Source organism: Streptomyces sp. NPDC040610 (assembly GCF_055594065.1).
The window spans coordinates 616,860-636,609 of record NZ_JBVIXA010000002.1; the positions used below are offsets into that span (position 1 = coordinate 616,860).

The window sequence follows — 19,750 nt, forward strand, 5'->3', positions numbered from 1 at the left end:
TTGGGGGTCTGTGGGAATCTGGCTGCTGAACAACTTCCGTACGCTCGCGCTCGCCGGACTGCTCGGGGGCGGTGCCGTCCTCGTCGCCGTCGTCGGCGCGCTCCTGGTGCGGCGCACGCACACCCGGGTGACGGAGGGCAAGTACAACGACATGGTCGGCGTCGTGCTCAGCATGTACGCCGCGATCTACGGCATCATCCTCGCCTTCGTCGTCGTGGCCGAGTGGGAGGCCCTGAACGACGCGGAGACGAACGTCGCCGCCGAGGCCAGCAAGACCGCCGAGGTGCTGCGTGACGCCTCCGCGTTCCCGCCCGAGCAGGAGCGCAGGGTGACCGTCGCCGTCGGGGAGTACGTCCACGCGATCGTCGAGAAGCAGTGGCCGCTGATGCGCGAGGGCCGCCCCGACCCGGGCCTGACCAACCCCCAGGTGGTGAAGCTGTACGAGACGTTCCAGACGTACGAGCCGAGGACCGAGTCCGAGAAGGTCTACTACGAGCAGTCCGTGTCCACGCTGGGCGAAGTCGCGGAGGCACGCCGGACGCGGCTCTCCGACTCGCAGCAGTCCTTGCCCTCGCTCCTCAACGTCCTCATCTACGGCGGCGCCCTCGTCATGCTGCCGCTGACCCTCCTCTACGGCATCAAGAGCCTGCGCGCGCAGCTGATGTTCGTCATCTCGGTCGCCGGTCTGATCGGTGTGAGCCTGCTGCTGTGCCTGAGCATGGACCATCCCTACGCGGGCGACCTGGCCGTCTCCCCCGCCCCGTTCAAGGAGGGCGTGCTCGCCCAGTTCTGGCCGTGAGCGCCCTCGGCCCGGCCGCCGGGCGTGCGTCGGCCCCTCCGGATCCGCCCGGAGGGGCCGACGCGTCGACGGGGAGCGTGAGTCAGCCGGTCGAGAAGGCGACGGCGTCCACGTCGAAGGAGTTGTCCTGCGGTGACTTGAAGACCAGGTACAGCTTGTGGGTGCCGGTCAGGGCCTCGACGTCGACGGCCGGGGTGTGCTGGTAGGTGTCCCAGCCCCCGGTGTTGAGCACGGGTGTCGTGGCGAGGAGCTTGCCGTCGGGGGCGTCGGCCCGCAGTTCGATGGACCCCACGCCGTACGGGGACGACATCCGGTACGTGACCTTGCTCGCGCCCTCGACGCTCATCGGCGAGAACGCGATCCAGTCGCCGTCGCTGATGTCGCCGATGCGCTTGCCGTTCTCGGCCCCCTCCTGGGAGACGATCCGGGTCCCCGACTGGTCGTCGTGGTACTCGGCCTGCTTGTGCCGGGGCTGCAGGACCGAGCGGCCGTAGCCGGTCAGGGCGCCGGTGCCCGCGGAACCCTTGTCGGTGTACTTGGCGTTGAGCACGTAGGTGAGGTCGGCGCCCTCGGGGTGGCCGCCCAGGTCACCGGTGTCCACGGTGCCCTCGCAGCCGGGGATGTCGGTGGTCGGGTGCTCGTGGTCGTCATGGCCGAGGGCCGGGTTCACGAACACCTTGGAGCAGTCGATCTCGCCGTCCTCGGGGTCGGTGACCTTCACCTTGTACGGGATCTTGTCGCCGAAGGTGATGAGCTTGCCGTCGACGGGGGTCTCGACGGTCACCTTGGGCGCCGTGTTGCCCGCCGTGATGGGGATGTTGGCGTAGCCGGACTGCCCCGACGGGTCGGTGACCTTCAGCTGGGCGTTGAAGTCGCCCTTGGTGGTGTAGGTGTGCGAGGGGTTGGCCTCGGTGGAGTCATAGGTGCCGTCGCCGTCGAAGTCCCAGGCGTAGGTGAGGGGGTCGCCGTCCGGGTCCTTGCTGCCCTCGCTGGAGAAGTCGGCCTTGAGGGGCACGGGTCCGTTCGTGGCGGACGCCTTGGCCTTGGCGATCGGGATGCGCTGTCCCTGTGCGTAGTCGATCCGGTAGAGGCCCGAGTCGTTGTTGCCGCCGCCGAACTCGCTGCCCCACTCCAGGACGTACAGCGAGCCGTCGGGTCCGAAGGTCATGTCCATGGGCTTGGCGAATTTCGCCGACTTCAGGAAGTCATTGATCTTCAGGAGCTTCCCCGAGTCGTCGAAGCGCATCTCCTTCACGGAGTTCCGCGCCCACTCGTAGAAGAAGTTCGCGCCGTCGAAGTACTGCGGGAACTTCGTCCTGGAGGGGTTCTTGGGGTCGTAGCGGTAGACGGGTCCGCTCATCGGGGCGGAGCCGCCGGTGCCCATCTCGGGGAACTCCTTGGAGGCGCCGTAGCCGTACCAGACCTCGGGGAGCGTCAGCGGCGGCAGGTCCTTCAGGCCGGTGTTGTTGGGCGAGGGGTTCACCGGCTTCGCGCAGTCGAACTTCGGGCCGGGCTTCTGGGTGTCGGGGTCGTAGGGTGCGTACGCCTGGTTGTCGCCGTGGCAGAAGGGCCAGCCGAAGTTGCCGGGCTTCTTGATGACGTTGTACTCGACCAGGCCCTCCGGTCCCCGGTCGGTGGTGGGGGCGCCGCGGTCGGGGCCGTAGTCGGAGACGTGCACGTCGCCGGTCTTGGGGTCGACGGTGAAGCGGAAGGGGTTGCGGAAGCCCATGGCGTAGATCTCGGGGCGGGTCTTCTTCGTGCCGGGCTTGAAGAGGTTGCCCTGGGGGATGGCGTAGCCGCCCTTGTCCTTGGGCTTGACGCGCAGGATCTTGCCGCGCAGGTCGTTGGTGTTGCCCGCGGTGCGGGCGGCGTCGAGCATCTGCTTGCCGGGGCGCCAGTCGAGGGGCGCGTAGCCCTGCCAGTTCGGGTCGAGGTTCGGCGGGACGTCGTCGCCGACGCCCAGGTACAGGGTGCGGTCGGGGCCGAACTCGACGGCGCCGCCGGTGTGGCCGGGCTCGGGGAAGGTGCGGTCGCGGTAGGCGGGGACGTCGAGGATCTTCCGCTCGCTGGCGAGGTCGAGGGTGTTGTCCTGCTTGACCGTGAAGCGCGAGAGGCGGTTCACGTCGTCCTTGGCGCTCGCGGGCGCGTAGTAGAGGTAGATCCAGCGGTTCTTGGCGAACGCCGGGTCCAGCTCCATGCCGACCAGGCCGTCCTCGCCGCCGGTGTAGGTGTCGACCTTGCCCGCGGTGGTCGTGGCGTGCGTCTTCGGGTCGAAGATCTTCACCTCGCCGCTGCGCTGGACGTAGAAGACCTTGCCGTCCTTGGCGACGTCCAGCTCCATCGGGTCGGCGGTGTTCTCGTCGAGCGCGACCTTCTCGTAGCCGGACCAGACGGTGCCGCCGCAGTCGCCGGGCTTGTTCCCGGCCGCCCACTGGATGCCGCCGAGCACGTGGTCGCGGAAGGCGGGTTCGCTGTACGAGGCCTTGTCGTGGCCCATGGCGGTGGCCCAGACCTTGCCGCCCTCGGCGTTGCGGCACCAGGAGATGGGGTGGTCGGCGCCCATCGCGGAGCCGCCGGGGTTGTACGTGGTCTCGTCGGCGGAGACCAGGACGTGCACGTCGCCGCGCGGGCTCTTGTCGAAGTTGTACCACTCCTCGGGGCGCTCCCAGCGCTGCGGGAGGCCCTTGGTGGAGGGGTGCACGTGGTCGGCGACCTTCGCGGTGCCCTTGAGGACGCCCGGGGAGTGGGCGGGCATGTGGGCGCCGCCGTTGACGGTGTCGTCCCACCACGGGAAGGAGTCCTCGATGCCCATGTCGAGGGTGTTGTGGAGGGCGACGATGCCCTTGCCGCTGCGCACGTAACTCTGCACGGCCTCGCGCTGGGCGTCGGTGTCCCAGACCATGCCGGAGTTCTGCAGCATGACGATGACGTCGAAGTCCTTGAGTTTGGCGTCGTCGAAGACGGTCGAGTCGTCGGTCTGGACGACCTCGAAGTTGTGGGCGGCGGCCTGTTCCTTGACCATCTGGATGCCGGCCGGGATGGAGTCGTGGACGTAGCCGACGGCCTTGGTGAACAGCAGCGCGCGGAAGGCCGGTGCCTTGTCGGCGGCGCGCGCTCCGGTGGCGGTGGCTCCGGCGGTCGGCAGGAAGCCGACGGCCAGCAGCAGTGCCGTCAGAACGGCGATGACCGCTCTTCGTACGCCTCTGATGTCACGAGCATGACATCCCATGAGGTGGTCCTCTCTGTGTGGACGGAACGGTGCGGGTGCCGGATGCCGGAAGTGCGGGGGCGCCGTGCCCGGGGTCAGCGGGCGGCGAGGGCGCGGCGCAGGAAGCCCAGGCCGTCGGTGGCGAGCGCGTCCTGGCTGGGGGCGAGCGGACGCCACACGGAGGCGGCGACCGCGATGGAGGCGTTGTGCGCGGTGAACGACTCGATGCACAGGGCGCCTTGATAGCCGATCGCGCGCAGGGCGCCGAGGAACCCGGCCCAGTCGAGGTGGTCGGCGCCGGGCGCACCGCGGTCGTTGGCGCACACCTGGACGTGCACGACCCGGTCGCCCGCCTCGTGCGCGGCCGCGGGCAGGGAGCGTTCCTCGATGTTCTGGTGGTACGTGTCGAGCGCGACGCCGATGCCGTCCTCGGGGAGGCCCGCGAGGGCGTCGAGGGTCTGCGCGACGGTGTTCAGCAGGCTCGTCTCGTACCGGTTGAGGGGTTCGACCGCGATGCGCACGGCGGCGTGCCGCGCGTGCTCGACGACCGGCGCGATGTGCTCGCGCCACTCCTCGTACGCGGCGCCCCGCTCGGCGGGGTCCAGGCGCCAGGTGCGGCCCACGGCGGCGTAGACGGGGCCCGCGACGACGGGGGCGCCGACGGCGTGGGCCGCGTCGACGCAGCGGCGGAGGTAGTCCTGGGTGGTGCGCACGGTCTTCGGGTCGGCGCGCACGAGGTCGCGGCCGGGTGGCATGACGGCGATGACGGCGGCGGGGGCGAGGCCGGTGCTGCCGAGGAGCTTCGCGGTGGCCTCGCGATCCCAGTCGTCGGGCTGCTCCAGGGGCAGCTCGACGCAGTCGAAGCCCCAGGCGGCCAGGCGCGGCAGGACCTCGGCGAGGGCCCGGGCGGTGACGGGCGAGTGCCAGATCCAGGGGTTCGCGCCCACCGGCCAGTCGGCACCCGACGGCCGGGCATCACGGCCCGGCTCCCCCGCGGGCCGCGTCACTTCTTGCCTCCCCAGTCGCCGGGGAACCCGGGCAGCTTCTGGCAGCCGCACATGGCGTAGTGCAGCGGCGGCATGCCGTCCTGGAGGTAGTCGTCGAGGTTGGCCTCGGTGACGGTGGGCTGTGGCAGCTTCCACTCCTTGGGCACCCGCTCGCCCTTGAGGATCCGCAGGGCGGCGATCACCGGGGTGCGCCACTGGAACGTGGGATAGGTGGGGGCGATCGCCGTGAGCTTCTTGTCCTTCCAGGTCTCCAGGAAGTCCTGCTGGTCCTCGCCGGTGATCGGCGGCACGTCGACGCCCGAGTCCTCGAAGGCCTCCACCGCGGCCACCGCCGTGGCACCCGAGTCCATCCATACGCCGTCGATCGAGCCGTGCCGTGCGATCGCGTCGGACACGACGGACTTGGTCTTCGCCGGGTCGCCGTCGGTGAACTTCACGTCCACGACGTCGAGTTCGCTCTTCTCGAAGGCGAGCTTCGCGGCGGACCAACGGGTCTCCAGGACGTCGACGCCGGGCGAGATGCGCAGCGCGAGGATCTTGCCCTTGGGCTTGACCTCGTCCACGAGGAAGTCGGCGGCGACCGCGCCGTAGCCGTAGCCGCCGATGGGGTTGATGAAGGTGACGGCGCAGTCGGTCTCCACACCCCGGTCGAAGACGATGACGGGCAGCTTGCCGCAGGCCTCCTTCACCGCGGGGGTGAGGGTGGCGGTGGTGTTGGGCGAGACGATGAGCGCGTCGCAGTCCTTGTTGCCCGCGAGCTCCTGGATGTCGGAGATCTGTTTGTCGTCCTTGCCCTGGGCGTCGAGGACGGTGAAGTCGTCGATCTCGTCGTGCAGTTCGGCCTCGGCCTTCATGTTCTTCAGGCCGACCTGCCGCCAGGGGTTGAACACCCCGGCGTTGGAGAAGCACAGGTCGACGTCGTCGGCCCCGCCCTTCTTCCGGTACCGGGCGGTGTCGGCCATCTTCGGCTGGAGCATCTGCTCCCACGGCTTGGCGGCGGGGCCCTTCGGGGTCAGCCCGCTGAGCGTCAACTGCCGGTCGTACTCGGCCCGGTCGAAGAACTTGGACGGCTTGTCCCCGCTGTCGTTCCGCTGCTCGGCGTTCTGCCCGGACGCGGCGGGCGCGTCGGCGGGGGCGTCGCTGGAGCAGGCGGTGAGCGCGGCGAGCAGGGTGGCGGCGAGGACGGCGGAGGCCGCGGGGGTGGCGGGGCGGCGGCGAGGTCGCGGGCTACGGATGCGGGTCATGGGGGTGTCCCTCCCGGTGGGTGGGCGATGGGGTGGCCGGTGCGGGTGGGGGCGGGGTGGACTTCGGTGGGCCCGGCGGGGTGCCCGGTGGCCTGCCCCGCGGGTGGTCGCGGCGGCGGCGCAGCCGGGAGAAGTCGGCGGCACCGAGTCCGACGGCGGCGATGACGATGACGCCCTGGACGGTGGACTCCAACGCCCCGGACACGCCTTGGAGGTTGAGGAGCGTGAACAGCGCCTGCAGCGAGAAGGCGCCCGCCATCGCGGCCACGACGCTGCCGCGCCCGCCGCCGAGGGCGACCCCGCCGAGCACGACGGCGGTGATCGCCTCGAACTCGTAGCCGCGGCCCGCCTGCGCGGACACCCCCGAGAAGCCCCCGACGAGCACGGCGGCCAGGGCGGCGGCGACGCCGGACAGCACGAACGCCAGGACGCGGACCCGGCGCACCCGCACCCCGGCGAGGTGGGCGGCGCGTTCGCTGTCCCCGGTGGCGACGAGGGTACGGCCGAAGTCGGAGCGCATGAGGAGCACCACGAGGACGCCCGCGACGACGCAGGCGAGCACGGCCCACGGCAGCCAGCCGAGCGCCGTGTCCCGGCCGAGGCGGCGGAAGTCCTCCGGAAGGCGGCCCTGCGGGGAGCCGCCGGTCCAGTAGAAGACGGCGCCTTCGAGGATCAGCATCATGCCGAGCGTGGTGATGAACGACGGCACCCGGAGCACGGTGGTGATCAGCCCGTTCAGAAGCCCGGCCGCCGCGCCCGCGAGCAGCAGTCCGGCGGTCATCAGCGCCCAGGGGGCGTCCGGGTACGTTCCGTAGACCTCGGCGGCCGCGACCACCCCGGCGGTGACGATCGCGCCGACGGACAGGTCGAACTCGCCGCACACGATGACCAGATACTGCCCGGCGGCGAGGATCACCAGCGGCGCGGCGCGCTTGACGAAGGCGAGGAAGCGGTCGGGTTCGTAGAAGCCGGGGTCGGTCGCGGCGAGCGCCACGAGGAGGACGATCAGGAGGGCGTAGACGGGGGCGCCCGTGCCGAGGGTGCGGGCGAGGGCCCGGTACGTGGCGGTGGCGGCCGTCGAGGTCCGCTCCCGCGCCGCGTCCGTGGCCGTGCCGGTGCTCATGCGGACCTCCTGGCGCCGCGCCGGGCGTAGAGGGCGACGGCGGCGATGATGACGACGCCGCGCACGACGTTCTTGAAGAAGGGGTCGACGCCGAGCTGGTTGAAGACGGAGTCGAGGACGGCGAGCACGAGGACGCCGCCGAGCGTGCCGACCACTCCCCCGCGCCCGCCCGCGAGCACGGTGCCGCCGAGGACGACGGCCGCGATGGACTCCAGGTCGTAGCGGGCCTCGGTGCCGGCCCACGGCGCTCCGGCGCCCAGGCGCGAGGCGAGGAACAGGGCGGCGGCGCCCACGCACAGCGAGCACAGGACGTGGGCGGCGATCACGGTGCGGCGGGTGCGGACGCCGGACAGGCGGGCGGCGTGCTCGTCGCCGCCGGTCGCGTACAGGTGATGGCCGAAGCGGGTGCGCCGGGTGATCAGCCACAGCGCCGCGGTGACGGCGAGGAGCAGGAAGAGGGAGACGGGGACCGGTCCCATGCGGTCGTAGCCGAGGTGCTGGAAGGAGGCGGGGACCTTGCCCGCGGGACCGGTGTAGTTGTCCTCGATCCAGCCGCGCAGGATGAAGGCGGTGCCGAGGGTCGCGATGAACGCGTTGACCTTCAGGCCGGTGACGATCAGCCCGTTGGCGAGCCCGACGGCCGCGGACAGCGCGAGGACCGCGAGGATCCCGGTGACCACGGAGCCGTCCTCCATGGTGGTGGCGGCGACGAGGGTGCCGAGGCTGATGAGGTACGCCACCGACAGGTCGAGGGAGCCGGTGAGGATGACCGCGGTCTGGCCGACGGCGACGAGTCCGAGGGCCACGCTGTTCTGCAGGATGCCGACGACGTTGGTGAGGGTGAGGAAGTCGCCGCCGCGGGCGTCCACGACGATCCAGCCGAGCGCGGTGACGGCAGCGGCGGCGAGCCATACGCCGACGGCGGGGTCGGCGAGGCGGCCGCGGCCGAGCGGGGCGCGGGTCTTCGCGGCGGCCCGAGCGGGCTGCGGGGCGAGGGCGGTGCCGGTCATGCCGCTCCTTCCTGCGGGGTCGGGGCGGACGGGGGCGGAGCGCTGTCCGCGGCGGACGGGGGCGGGGTGGTGCCGTCCGGAGCAGCGGAGTCGCAGGCCCTGCTGTCCGGGACGGTCGTCGCGGCCCCGTCCCGGGTGGTCGTCGCGAGCCGCATCACGGCCTCCTCCGTCGCCCCGGCGGGCAGTTCACCGGCGATGCGCCCCTCGGCCATGACGAGGATCCGGTCGCTCATGCCGATCAGTTCGGGCAGCTCGGAGGAGACGATGAGGACGGCGAGGCCTTCGCGGGCGAGGTCGCGCACCAGCGTGTGGATGGCGGCCTTGGCGCCGACGTCGACGCCCCGGGTCGGTTCGTCGAAGAGCAGCACCCGGGGGCGGGCGGCGAGCCACTTGGCGATGACGACCTTCTGCTGGTTGCCGCCGGACAGGAAGCGGGTCTCCTGGTGCTCGCCGCGCGCCTGGAGGCGGACCTTCTCCAGGAGCGCGGTCAACTCCCTTGCTGCTGGGGGCCGTTCGTGGTCGGGGACGGCGCGGGTGACCAGCAGGGCGTTGTCCCGCACGGACTGGCGCAGGGCGAGCCCCTCCGCCTTGCGGTCCTCCGTGACGAGGGCGACACCGGCGCGGATGGCGTGCCGCGGCGAGGTGGGCCGCAGCACCGCCCCGTCGACGGTCATGGTCCCCGTGGTGAAGGGCGCGGCGCCGAACAGGGCCCGGGCCAGGGCGGTGCGGCCCGCCCCCTGGAGGCCCGCGACGCCGGTGATCTCGCCCGCGCGCAGCGTCAGGTCGATGCCGGTCAGTCGCGCGTTGCCGCCGCCACGTACGGCGAGGCGGGTCCCGCCGGCCTCCTCGGGGCGGGCGCGCGGCGGGTAGTAGGCGCCGAGCTCCCGGCCCACCATGGCCCGTACGATCCGGTCGGTGTCGGTGTCCTCGGTGCGTACCGTCGTCACATGGCGGCCGTCCTTGAGGACGGTGACGCGCTGGGACAGCTCGAAGACCTCGCGCAGCCGGTGCGAGATGTACAGGATGCCGAGTCCGCGCGCGGCCAGGCGGCGCACCAGGGCGTGCAGCAGCCCCGCCTCGTGGTCGGCGAGCGGCGCGGTCGGCTCGTCCATGACGAGGACGCGTACGTCGGAGGCGAGCGCCTTGACGATCTCGACGGTCTGCTGCCGGGCGACGGACAGGTCCCGCACGTACGTCCGCGGCCCGATGCCCGCCTCTCCGAGATCGGCCAGGAGCCGGGCGGTGCGGTCCTCCATGGCGCGGCGGTCGACGAGGCCGTAACGGGTGGGCTCGCGGCCCAGGAAGACGTTCTCGGCGACCGTACGGTGCTCCAGGAGCGCGAACTCCTGGTGGATGATGCCGATCCCGGCGGCCTGCGCCTGGGCGGGATGGCTGAAGTGGTGGCGCCGTCCGTCGAGCGTGATGACGCCTTCGTCCGGTACGTGTTCGCCCGCGAGGACCTTCATGAGCGTCGACTTGCCCGCGCCGTTCTCCCCGACCAGGGCGTGCACCTCGCCCGCGGCGAGGTCGAGCGAGACGCCGTGCAGCACGCGCACGCCGAGGAAGCTCTTGGACACGCCGTGCATCGCCAACATCGTGTGCGTCGCCTGCTTCGCATGCATCGCCTGCACCCTCAGCTCCTTCGGCAGCGGCCTGCAGAGCAATGTGATGAGGACCCTTTGGCCTGTCAAGGGTCCAAGCACGTTTGTTTACAAGGGATGTGACGGTGACTTAGGTCGACGATCAAACATCATCGGCCTTGTGAGCAGCGAAAGTCGTCCCTAGGGTGACTGGCATGCCTGGAGCGCCGGATCTTCCCCCCTCCGCCCCGTCCCCGGACGGCTCACCCGCGCCGGTGGCCTCCTCGCCCGGCGACGTCCTCGCCCTCCTTCGCGCGGGCGCGGCGGCCACCCGGGCGGACCTCGCCCGGCTCACGGGCCTCGCGCGGTCGACGGTCTCGCAGCGTGTGGACGCGCTCATCGCGCACGGCTTCGTGGCGGAGGAGGCCGACGGCAGCTCAACCGGCGGCCGCCCGCCGCGGAAGCTGCGGCTGCGGACGCGTGAACACGCCGTCGCGGGAGTCGACTTGGGCGCCTCGCACTGCCGGGTCCTCCTGATGGACGTCGGCGGCGAGACGCTCGCCCTGCGCGAGGACCCGCTGTCGATCGCGGACGGACCGCAGTCCGTGCTCGGCCACGTGGAGCGCACCCTGCACGCGCTCCTGAAGGAGGCCGGGCGCGAGCCGTCGACCCTCCAGGCCATCGGCGTGGGCGTGCCGGGGCCCGTCGAGTTCTCCACCGGCCGCCCCGTCGACCCGCCGATCATGCCCGGGTGGCACCAGTACCCGATCCCGGAGTTCTTCGCGGACCGGTTCCAGGTGCGCGCGCTCGTCGACAACGACGTGAACGTGATGGCGCTCGCCGAGCAGCGCCGGGCGTTTCCGGACACCCGCTATCTCCTCTACATCAAGGTCGGCACGGGCATCGGCTGCGGGATCGTCGCCGACGGCAGACTGCACCGGGGCGCCCAGGGCAGCGCGGGCGACATCGGCCACATCCGCGTCGGTGAGCTGGACGACCCGTGCCGCTGCGGCAACTCCGGCTGCCTGGAGGCGGTCGCGGGCGGCGCCGCGCTGGCCCGCCGACTGTCGGACCTGGGCCTGGCGGCGGCGTCGGGCAGCGATGTCGTACGCCTGGTGAAATCCGGCCACCGGGACGCGGTCCGCATGGTCCGGGAGGCGGGGCGGGCGGTGGGCGAGGTCCTCGCGGGCCTGGTGAACTTCTTCAACCCCGACACGGTGGTGGTCGGCGGCGCGCTCGCCGCGGTCCACGACCAGCTCCTCGCGGGCGTACGGGAGGCGGTGTACCGCCGCTCGCACCCGCTGGCCACACATGTCCTGCGCATCGAGCCGAGCCGCACCGGCGTGAACGCGGCGGCGATCGGCGCCGGCATCCTCGCGGTGGAGCACGCGCTGTCGCCGCGGGAGGTGGACCGGGTGGTGGCGGGCGGCGGGTACTGAGGGGCGGGCCGGCCGCGCGGACCAGGAAGGTCGTTGTCAGTGGCTCCTCCTACGGTGTGAGCAGTGGGGCCCGCCGGAGAAGCCGCGGGTCCGCCCTGGGGAGGGGTCTGCCATGCCTGCCGCGTCCACGGTGTCGACGACGTATCTGGAGCTGTCGCAAGAGGGCGAGGGCGCGCACAAGTTCTACGAAGTGACCGTCGCCGACCAGTCGGTGACGGTGCGGTACGGGCGCATCGGCGCCGCAGGGCAGACGCAGACGACGTCGTTCGCGTCGGTGGCGAAGGCACGGGCGGCGGCCGCGAAGAAGGTCGCGGAGAAGGTCCGCAAGGGGTACGCCCCGGCTGTTCCCGGGCAGCGGGCTCCGCGCGCGGTGACGCGGCGCCAGGTGGCGTCTGCGCCGTCCACCGCGCGGGCCGTGGCGCCGGTGCTGTGGCGCTTCCGTACCGGCTCGTCGGCGTTCGGCATCCACGTCGACGACGACCACTGCTGGGTGGGCAACCAGGCGGGGGATGTGTACACGCTGGACCACAACGGCGGCGTCCTCGCCCGCTTCCAGCTCCCCGACGGCGTGAAGTGCCTGGTCGCCGACGACTTCTGGATCTACGCGGGCTGCGACGACGGCAGCGTCTACGACCTGTCGTCGAAGCTGCCCTTCGCCGCGTACGACATCGCCGCCGACGTCGACATCTTCTGGCTGGACATCCACGAAGGCATCCTGAACGTCTCGGACCGAGAGGGCCGCCTCACCGTCATCGACCACGAGGACGAGCACCAGTGGGCGCGCCGCAGCCAGGGCGAGCACGCCTGGATGGTCCGCGCAGACGACCGGGCGGTCTACCACGGCCACACCGGGGGCGTCACCGCCTACGCCCCCGACGGCGGCGGCGAGTTGTGGCACACGCCCACTCGCGGCGGCGTCCTGTTCGGCTGGCAGGAGGACGACGCCGTGTACGCGGGCACGGCCCACCGCGCGGTCCAGCGCCTGTCGAAGGCGACGGGCGCGGTCGAGGCCACGTACGCCTGCGACAGCCCGGTGTACTCGTGCGCCACCTCGCCCAGCGGGCGGTTCGTCTTCGCCGGTGACGCCGCGTCGTCCGTGTACTGCTTCGACCGGGACGGCACACGTCTGTGGAAGCTCGGCACGGGTGGCGGCTCGGCCCTCTCCATGCAGTACCGCGACGGGCGGCTGTACTTGGTGACGACGGACGGCTCGCTGGTGTGCGTGGACGCGAGCGAGACGGCCATCTCGGCGGCACAGCAGGGCACGGTGCCGCAGGCGCGGGACGTCAAGCTGGCGGCGGCGCTGCCGACGTACGCACCGGCCACGGCGGCGACCGCGGTGGCCACCGTGACCCGGGTGCCCGCCGGGGCGGTCGTCGTCGAGTGCGTCCAGGACGCGGGGCGCCTGCGCGTGCACGTGGTGTCCGAGGGGTACGACGGCTCCTGGAACGTCCAGTTCCCGCGCGCGATACGACAGCCCGGGGCGCGCTATGTGGTGGACGCGCTGCACGCGGCCGCCGGGGGCTTCTACCGCGTGCGCGGGGACATCCGACGGCTGCGGTGAGCCGCGGCGGCCGGAACCCGGGCAGATGGCGGCAGTCTTGGTCTACACCAACCATCCCGGTCCCAGTATTCTCATGCGTGGCCAGTTGCACACCATCCCCCACCCAGGTTGCGTGCTGGCACGGGCGACACCCCCTCACAACTGCCCCTAGCAGCTGGGTGACTTCCCCCATTCGCCGCCTCCAGGAGGATCACGGTGAAAGTTCGCACCAGAAGCTCGGCGACCGTCGGCGCCCTCTGCCTCGTCGCCTCCCTCGCCCTCACCACGGCGTCCGCCGACGAACCCGCCGCATCGAAGCAGGCGCCGAAGGTGGCGCTCACGAAGGTGACCACGGCCCAGAATCCGATCGCCGGGACCGCCGGTCCCGGCGGCACGGTCTGGATAGCCGAACGCGCGGGCACCGTACGGGTCCTGGACAGCCAGGGAGGACTCGGCAAACCCGTCGTCGACATCACGAAGGAGACCACCACCGACGGCGAGCGCGGACTGCTGGGCATCGCGTTCGACAAGAAGTTCGCGCACTTCTACATCTCGTTCACTAACCTCCAAGGCACCAGCACCATCGACGAGTTCGCCGTGCGGAAGGGCAAGATCCAGCCGCAGACCCGGCGCACCGTCCTCACCCAGACGCAGCCTTACTCCAACCACAACGGCGGCGACATCAAGTTCGGCCCCGACGGCTATCTGTACATCGCCTTCGGCGACGGCGGCTCGGGCGGCGACCCGCACGGCAACGGACAGAACCTCGACACGCTGCTCGGCAAGCTCGTGCGGATCGACCCGAGGGGCGCCAGGCCGTACGCGATCCCGAAGGACAACCCGTTCGTCGGCGACCCGAAGGCGAAGGACGAGATCTGGTCGTACGGGCTGCGCAATCCGTGGAAGTTCTCCTTCGACGCGGGCACCGGCGACGTGGTGATCGGCGACGTCGGCCAGAGCGCCTGGGAGGAGATCGACTGGGCCCCGGCGAAGAGCAAGGGCGGCGAGAACTACGGCTGGTCCCAGATGGAGGGCACCCATCCCTTCCGGGACGGCAAGGAGCCCGCGAACCACGTCCGGCCGGTCTACGAGTACGACCGCACCGGCCTCGGCTGCTCGGTGACCGGTGGATTCGTCTACCGGGGCAAGGCGATCCCCGACCTCAAGGGCCAGTACGTGTACAGCGACTACTGCGACGGCACCCTCCGGTCCCTGAAGATCGAGAACGGCAAGGTGACCGGCACCGGCGACCTCGGGGTCAACGCCGGTGAGGTCGTCTCGTTCATCCAGGGCGGCAACCGCGAGCTGTACGTCCTCGACATCGGCGGCAGCGTCTACCGCATCGACCGGGCGTAACACCCGGGCGTACGGCGCGGCCTGCCGTCCGGTGCCGAACCGGCGGCAGGTCGCGCCCTTCGCGGCGGCCGGACCGGGGTAAGGATGTACGCCATGGCAGACCATGACACGTCCCGTGCCTCCGCCGCCTCCCGTCGCACGATGCTCGGTGCCGGTGCCGCCCTGGGGGCGCTGACCGCCCTCGGGCCGCTCGCCACGGCGGCCCGCGCCGAGCCCGCAGGCACCTCCTGGCCCACGGACTTCTCCCTCCCGAACGGTTTCCAGCCCGAGGGCATCGCCATCGGGCCGGGGCCGACCGCCTGGTTCGGCTCCCGCAACAGCGGCGCCCTGTACCGCGCGAGCCTCGCCACCGGCCGGGGCGAGACCCTCACGACCGACATGGACCCGATGAGCCTCGGCCTGAGGACCGACGGGCGCGGCCGCCTGTTCATCGCGGGCGGCTTCACCCGCCAACTGCGCGTCTTCGACACCCGCACCGGCCGCGTCCTCGCCACGTACGAGGTCGGCAAGCCGAGCACCGTCGTGAACGACGTCGTCCTCACGCCCCGCGCGGCCTGGTTCACCGACTCCACCCAGCAGCAGCTGTACGGCCTGCCGCTCGGCCCCCGCGGCGAGCTGCCCCGGGCCCGGGAGATCGTGACACTGCCCCTGACGGGCGAGTGGGTCTCGGCGCCCGCCGACGGGTTCACCACCAACGGCCTGGAGCGGACGCCGGACGGCCGCGGGCTGCTCGTCATCAACGTCCACGCCCACGGCGGCAGCCTCTACCGCGTCGACCCCCGCACCGGCGACGCCCGCCGCGTCGACCTCGGCGGCAGCAGGCTCCCCGACGGCGACGGCGCCCTCCTCCTCGGCCGCACGCTCTACGTCGTCCAGCAGGTCCAGAACGCCGTGGACGTGTTCCACCTGGACGCCACGGGCCTGCGCGGCACGGCGATCGCGCGGATCACCGACCCCCGCTTCCGTATCCCCACCACCGTCGCCCCGTTCGGCAGACGCCTCTACCTGCCCAACTCCCGCTTCACGGAGGAGACCACACCCGCGACGCCGTACAACGCGGTGGCGGTGCGCCAGGTCCACCGACGCATGCCCTAGTCGGAGGCCGACTCGTCGGCGAGCTGGTTGCTGCGGTCGATCTCCGCCATGTGCGTCTCGGCCCAGACCCGCAGGGCGGCGAGCGGTCCTTCGAGGGAGAGGCCGAGCTCGGTGAGCCGGTAGTGGACGGCGGGCGGCACGGTGGGTTCGACGCGGCGCGCAACCAGGCCGTCGCGGACCAGGCTCCGCAGGGTGACGGACAGCATCTTCTGTGAGATGCCCGGGATACGGCGCCGCAGTTCCGCGAAACGGAGCTCGCCCGGAGCCTCCTCGGCCAGCACCTTGACCGCCATCGACGTCCACTTGGTGCCGATGCGGTCGAGCAACTGGCGGGTCGGGCAGCGCGGATCCAGCAGATCGCCGCGCTCACCGGGCCGCCGACTGGGTTCGCCGGGCCTCGACGTGGTCACCCGGGGCTCACCACCTGAAGGGAAAGTGCCGTCTGGGGCGGCCCAGGATAGTTCCCTATCGTGACCTGGTCACCATCATTCACCGCACACCTGGAGCCCCTCCATGCCCGAGCTTCGACGCATCCCCGTCAACGGTGTGGAACTGAACGTCGCCCTCGCCGGATCGGGCCCGGCAGTCCTGCTGCTGCACGGCTTCCCGCACACCTGGGAACTGTGGACGGACGTCATGGCCGATCTGTCCGGCCGCTACCGCGTCATCGCGCCGGACCTGCGCGGGTTCGGCGCGAGCAGCCGGGCCGCCTCCGGGTACGACGCGGGCACCCTGGCCGAGGACGCCGCGGCGCTTCTCACCACGCTCGGCGTGTCCTCGGCCGCGGTGGTGGGCATCGACGCGGGCACCGCGCCGGCCTTCCTCCTCGCCCTGCGCCGCCCCGGTCTCGTCCGGCGCCTGGTCGTCATGGAGTCCCTGCTGGGCAGGCTGCCCGGCGCCGAGGACTTCCTCGCCGACGGGCCGCCGTGGTGGTTCGGCTTCCATTCCGCCGCGCCCGGCCTCGCCGAGACCGTGCTGGAGGGCCACGAGGCCGCCTACGTCGACTGGTTTCTGCACGCCGGCACGCTCGGCCACGGGGTGCGCCCCGCCCTCCGGGACGCCTTCGTCCGCGCCTACACCGGTCGCCAGGCGTTGAGCTGCGCGTTCTCGTACTACCGGGCCCTGCCCGAGAGCGCGGCACAGATCGAGCAGGCGGTCGCCACCGCCCGCCTGACGGTGCCCACGATGGCGCTGGGCGCCCGCCCTGTCGGTGCCGCGCTGGAACGCCAACTCCGCCCGGTCACCGACGATCTCACCGGACACGTCATCGAAGACTGCGGCCACATCATCCCGCTGCACCGGCCACGCGCCCTGCTCACGCTGCTGCGTCCGTTCCTGGCCGGTGAGGATGCGAAAGCAGCGTGACCGGGGCGGGGGCCGACACTCGATACCCGCCCCAGGCGCGCCGGGTCAGGCCTGGTTGCTTCGGCGTACGCGATAGGCGCGCTGTCGGCACGCGCGCGAGCAGTACTTCCGGGGCCGCCCGCGCGAGCCCCGCGGCAGCGGCCCCCGGCAGCCGAGACAGCCCATCGGACTTTCGTCGCGCGGGGGCCGCTCCACGCTCGGCTTTCCGTCACGGTCCCCCGCCCCTTCCCGCCGCCGCCCGCCGCCACGGGCAGCGCGTGCGGCGCTCACGAGGTCGGCCTCGGCGATGCGTCCTCGTGGAGTGCGCGCGGTCAGCTCGGCCTCCAGGACGGGGCACTCGGCCATGTCGTCGTCCGTGCAGCTCAGCAGATGCCGCAGGTAGTCCCGGGCCGCCGCCAACTCCCCGATCCGTTCCTCCAGTTCTGTGATCTGTGCGCCGACCGTGGCCTGCCAGGCGCGGTGCGGGGACTTGCCCGAGGCGACGACGGCCGCCTGATCCAGCGGCATCGTCCCGACCACGCAGCACAGATAGGCGACGCCGATGCGGCGCAGGTCGGGGTCGCCGTAGCGCCGTTTGCCCCCGTGGCGGGCGGGCGCGTTGAGCACGCCCCGCCGCTCCCACCACCGCACCGTGGACGGCGCGAGGCCGTACAGCGCCGCCGCTTCGCCGATGGAGACCGCACCAGGCATCACAACTCCCGTTGACATCAAGCCGACTTCACGAGGCAAGGTTCAGGTAAGGCAAGCCTAAGTAGCAACATCCTTGCAGCAGAAGGGGTCTGTCATGGCAGCCATCGAATACGCGGAGACCGTCGTCATCGGCGCCGGGCAACAGGGGTGCGGGGCGGCCGCGGCCCTGCGGGAGCTGGGCCGGGAGGCGCTCGTCCTGGAGCGGGCGGAGATCGGTCAGGCCTGGGCGCACGAACGCTGGGACAGCCTGCTCGTGGGCAGCGGGAACCGCTCGGTCCGGTTCCCCGGCTGGGACTACGACGGCGACGACGTCGACGGTTTCATGTCGGGGCGCGAGCTGGCGGAGCACCTGCGCCGGTACGCCAAGGAACGCGATCTGCGCGTACGGGAGCACACGCCCGTGCGGGAGGTCGAGTGCCCGCCGGACGCCCGCGACAGCGACGAGGTGCGGTTCCGGACCCATCTGTCCGAGGGCGGCATCATCGAGTCCCGCAACCTCGTGGCGGCGGTGGGCGGTTACGCGGCGCCCCGCGTGCCCGCGCTGGCGTCCGACGTCGACCCGGCCGTGCGTCAGCTGCACTCGCGCGACTACCGCAACCCCGCGTCCCTGCCGGACGGAGCCGTCCTCGTCGTGGGGGCGGGCATCAGCGGCCAGCAGATCGCCGACGAGCTCGTGGACGCCGGGCGCGCGGTCTTCCTGTCGGTCGGCCGCCACCGCGCGTGGCCGCGGCGCTATCGCGGCCGGGGCCTCCACGAGTGGATGTTCGCCCTCTCCCTGTACGAGGACTTCGTCACGGTGGGCGGCAACGGCACCTCCGTGCTGCCCGGCCTGCCGGTGACCGCGGTGCGGGACAAGAGCGGCGACCTGAATCTCGGCACCCTGGCGGCGAAGGGAGTCGTCCTCGTCGGTTCCGCGCGCGCGGCGGACCGGGGAACCCTCCTCCTGGAGGACAACGTCGTCACCGTCGCGGAGGACTCCGCCCGCTCCTTCCGGGAGGCCACGGACATCATCGACACCCGTATCCGCCTGCGGGGTTTCGTGGCGCCGGAGGAGCGCCCCGCGCCGGTCGTGGACTTGGACCACATCTCCGCTTTCGGCAGGCGCCTCGACCTGGCACGGCACGACATCACGACCATCGTCTGGTGCACCGGATTCGGCCCGGACTACCGCATCCTGCCCGCCCACGTGCTCGACGACCACGGGGCGCCGCTCCAGCAGAAGGGCATCCTCGGCGCGCTCCCCGGCCTGTACTACGCCGGGCTCCCGGACGGGAACTCGCTCGCCCCGGTGGCCATCTCGGCCAACGTCGAGAACGGGCGTTTCATCGCGCGCCAGATCCACATCGACCACGTCATGCGATCCGGCACCTCGGCGTCCGTCATCACACCCTGACGGCCGCCGAGCGGCCCCGTCCGCGTACAGGACACACAATGCGGACATGACGACAAGGCGCTCCCTCGACATCCAGGTCAAACGGATCTACGACGGCACGGCACCGGACGACGGCTCCCGCGTCCTCATCGACCGGCTCTGGCCCCGGGGCGTGTCCAAGGAGCGGGCCGGGCTCGAGGCATGGGAAAAGGAGCTCGCCCCGTCCCACGAGCTGCGACGCTGGTACGGCCATGACCCCGACCGCTACGAGGAGTTCGCCGCACGCTACCGGCGGGAGCTCGCGGACCCGGCCCGCGCGGCGGAGCTCGACCGGCTCCGCGCCCTGGCGCGCGCGGGCCGGCTCACCCTCCTGACGGCCACCAAGGACCTCCCGCACGGCCATGTGCGGGTACTGACGGACGTCCTGACCTCCAGCTGACCAAGGAGACCACCCTTGTCCCGCACACCGCAGCAGATCTTCGAGAGCTACGTGTACGCCGGTGCGATGACCCAGAACGCCGCCGCCCTCGCCGAGAACTTCACCCCGGACGGCGTCTTCGAGCTGCCGCTGATGCCACGCGACGGCGCCTTCCCCCGGAGGATGGTGGGGCGCGAGGAGATCCGCAGCGTGATGGCGGCGTACTACGAGCGGCACGCGAAGGACCAGCGTGCGCCGAACCTGGAGAAGTCCGGATTCGTGCTGCACACCACCGCCGATCCCGACGTGTTCATCGCGGAGATCGACACGGTCTTCGACGGAGAAGGGAGCGGGGACGCAGCCGGGGACGGGCATGCGGGCTCGGGCGGGGAGGACGTGACCGTCTCCCTCGTGCAGATCTTCCGGGTCCGCGACGGGAAGATCGCACGGCTGCGCGACTACTTCGCGCCCGAGCTGATGAGCTGAGAGTCCGCCGACCCG

The 19,750-nt window shown here is 71.8% G+C and carries 17 protein-coding genes; 9 read left to right on the forward strand and 8 right to left on the reverse strand.

The annotated features are described in order from the left end of the window. Positions 1–10 precede the first annotated feature (10 nt). Positions 11–799 carry a bestrophin-like domain gene (locus tag ACZ6AA_RS09270; RefSeq protein WP_471457140.1) on the forward strand — a complete coding sequence of 263 codons (789 nt, stop codon included), beginning with the start codon at positions 11–13 and terminating at the stop codon, positions 797–799. Between the two features lie 82 nt (positions 800–881). Here the strand turns inward: ACZ6AA_RS09270 and ACZ6AA_RS09275 are convergent, their stop codons facing one another. The 6 genes from ACZ6AA_RS09275 to ACZ6AA_RS09300 form a co-directional block, all read right to left on the reverse strand. After that, a complete protein-coding gene (locus tag ACZ6AA_RS09275; RefSeq protein WP_471457142.1) occupies positions 882–4,028 on the reverse strand; it encodes a ThuA domain-containing protein in 3,147 nt (1,048 codons plus the stop codon). Between the two features lie 74 nt (positions 4,029–4,102). Continuing rightward, complete coding sequence (locus tag ACZ6AA_RS09280) at positions 4,103–5,014, reverse strand: sugar phosphate isomerase/epimerase family protein (protein WP_471457144.1); 912 nt, start codon at positions 5,012–5,014, stop codon at positions 4,103–4,105. Then, complete coding sequence (locus tag ACZ6AA_RS09285) at positions 5,011–6,258, reverse strand: substrate-binding domain-containing protein (RefSeq protein WP_471457146.1); 1,248 nt, start codon at positions 6,256–6,258, stop codon at positions 5,011–5,013. The genes ACZ6AA_RS09280 and ACZ6AA_RS09285 overlap by 4 nt, the downstream gene beginning before the upstream one ends. Continuing rightward, positions 6,242–7,381 carry an ABC transporter permease gene (locus ACZ6AA_RS09290; RefSeq protein WP_471457147.1) on the reverse strand — a complete coding sequence of 380 codons (1,140 nt, stop codon included), beginning with the start codon at positions 7,379–7,381 and terminating at the stop codon, positions 6,242–6,244. Before ACZ6AA_RS09290 ends, ACZ6AA_RS09285 begins: the two co-directional genes overlap by 17 nt. Then, positions 7,378–8,391 (reverse strand): ABC transporter permease, encoded by a 1,014-nt coding sequence (locus ACZ6AA_RS09295; protein ID WP_471457149.1) that lies wholly within the window; start codon positions 8,389–8,391, stop codon positions 7,378–7,380. The genes ACZ6AA_RS09290 and ACZ6AA_RS09295 overlap by 4 nt, the downstream gene beginning before the upstream one ends. Beyond that, a complete protein-coding gene (locus ACZ6AA_RS09300; protein ID WP_471457848.1) occupies positions 8,388–9,986 on the reverse strand; it encodes a sugar ABC transporter ATP-binding protein in 1,599 nt (532 codons plus the stop codon). The genes ACZ6AA_RS09295 and ACZ6AA_RS09300 overlap by 4 nt, the downstream gene beginning before the upstream one ends. Before the next feature lie 200 nt (positions 9,987–10,186). Here ACZ6AA_RS09300 and ACZ6AA_RS09305 point away from each other — a divergent pair, with 200 nt between their 5' ends. From ACZ6AA_RS09305 to ACZ6AA_RS09320, 4 genes are all read left to right on the forward strand, one after another. After that, positions 10,187–11,410, forward strand: a complete 1,224-nt coding sequence (locus ACZ6AA_RS09305) for an ROK family protein (protein ID WP_468459146.1) — start codon at positions 10,187–10,189, stop codon at positions 11,408–11,410. Positions 11,411–11,522: 112 nt separating this feature from the next. Then, on the forward strand, positions 11,523–12,974 hold the full coding sequence (locus ACZ6AA_RS09310; RefSeq protein WP_468459148.1) for a WGR domain-containing protein: 1,452 nt from the start codon (positions 11,523–11,525) through the stop codon (positions 12,972–12,974). A gap of 195 nt (positions 12,975–13,169) precedes the next feature. Then, complete coding sequence (locus ACZ6AA_RS09315) at positions 13,170–14,309, forward strand: PQQ-dependent sugar dehydrogenase (protein WP_468482096.1); 1,140 nt, start codon at positions 13,170–13,172, stop codon at positions 14,307–14,309. Between the two features lie 93 nt (positions 14,310–14,402). Further along, positions 14,403–15,404: an SMP-30/gluconolactonase/LRE family protein gene (locus ACZ6AA_RS09320; protein WP_471457152.1), complete on the forward strand. Its 1,002-nt coding sequence runs from the start codon at positions 14,403–14,405 to the stop codon at positions 15,402–15,404. On the opposite strand, the gene ACZ6AA_RS09325 is transcribed toward ACZ6AA_RS09320, so the two are convergent. Beyond that, positions 15,401–15,814, reverse strand: a complete 414-nt coding sequence (locus ACZ6AA_RS09325; protein ID WP_468459154.1) for a winged helix-turn-helix transcriptional regulator — start codon at positions 15,812–15,814, stop codon at positions 15,401–15,403. The two genes, ACZ6AA_RS09320 and ACZ6AA_RS09325, sit on opposite strands and share 4 nt — an antisense overlap. A gap of 103 nt (positions 15,815–15,917) precedes the next feature. On the opposite strand from ACZ6AA_RS09325, the gene ACZ6AA_RS09330 reads away from it, so the two are divergent. Next, positions 15,918–16,769, forward strand: coding sequence for an alpha/beta fold hydrolase (locus ACZ6AA_RS09330; protein ID WP_471457155.1), 852 nt, complete (start codon positions 15,918–15,920; stop codon positions 16,767–16,769). A gap of 45 nt (positions 16,770–16,814) precedes the next feature. On the opposite strand, the gene ACZ6AA_RS09335 is transcribed toward ACZ6AA_RS09330, so the two are convergent. Continuing rightward, the gene (locus ACZ6AA_RS09335) at positions 16,815–17,459 is read right to left on the reverse strand and encodes a MerR family transcriptional regulator (protein ID WP_471457157.1); all 645 of its coding nucleotides are present in this window, start codon (positions 17,457–17,459) and stop codon (positions 16,815–16,817) included. Positions 17,460–17,553: 94 nt separating this feature from the next. Here ACZ6AA_RS09335 and ACZ6AA_RS09340 point away from each other — a divergent pair, with 94 nt between their 5' ends. The 3 genes from ACZ6AA_RS09340 to ACZ6AA_RS09350 are packed head-to-tail and all read left to right on the forward strand — an operon-like array spanning position 17,554 to position 19,735. Next, positions 17,554–18,852: a flavin-containing monooxygenase gene (locus ACZ6AA_RS09340; RefSeq protein ID WP_471457159.1), complete on the forward strand. Its 1,299-nt coding sequence runs from the start codon at positions 17,554–17,556 to the stop codon at positions 18,850–18,852. A gap of 46 nt (positions 18,853–18,898) precedes the next feature. Continuing rightward, positions 18,899–19,270 (forward strand): DUF488 domain-containing protein, encoded by a 372-nt coding sequence (locus ACZ6AA_RS09345; protein WP_468459162.1) that lies wholly within the window; start codon positions 18,899–18,901, stop codon positions 19,268–19,270. A 15-nt stretch (positions 19,271–19,285) separates the two neighbouring features. Beyond that, positions 19,286–19,735, forward strand: a complete 450-nt coding sequence (locus tag ACZ6AA_RS09350) for a nuclear transport factor 2 family protein (RefSeq protein WP_468482092.1) — start codon at positions 19,286–19,288, stop codon at positions 19,733–19,735. Positions 19,736–19,750 lie beyond the last annotated feature (15 nt).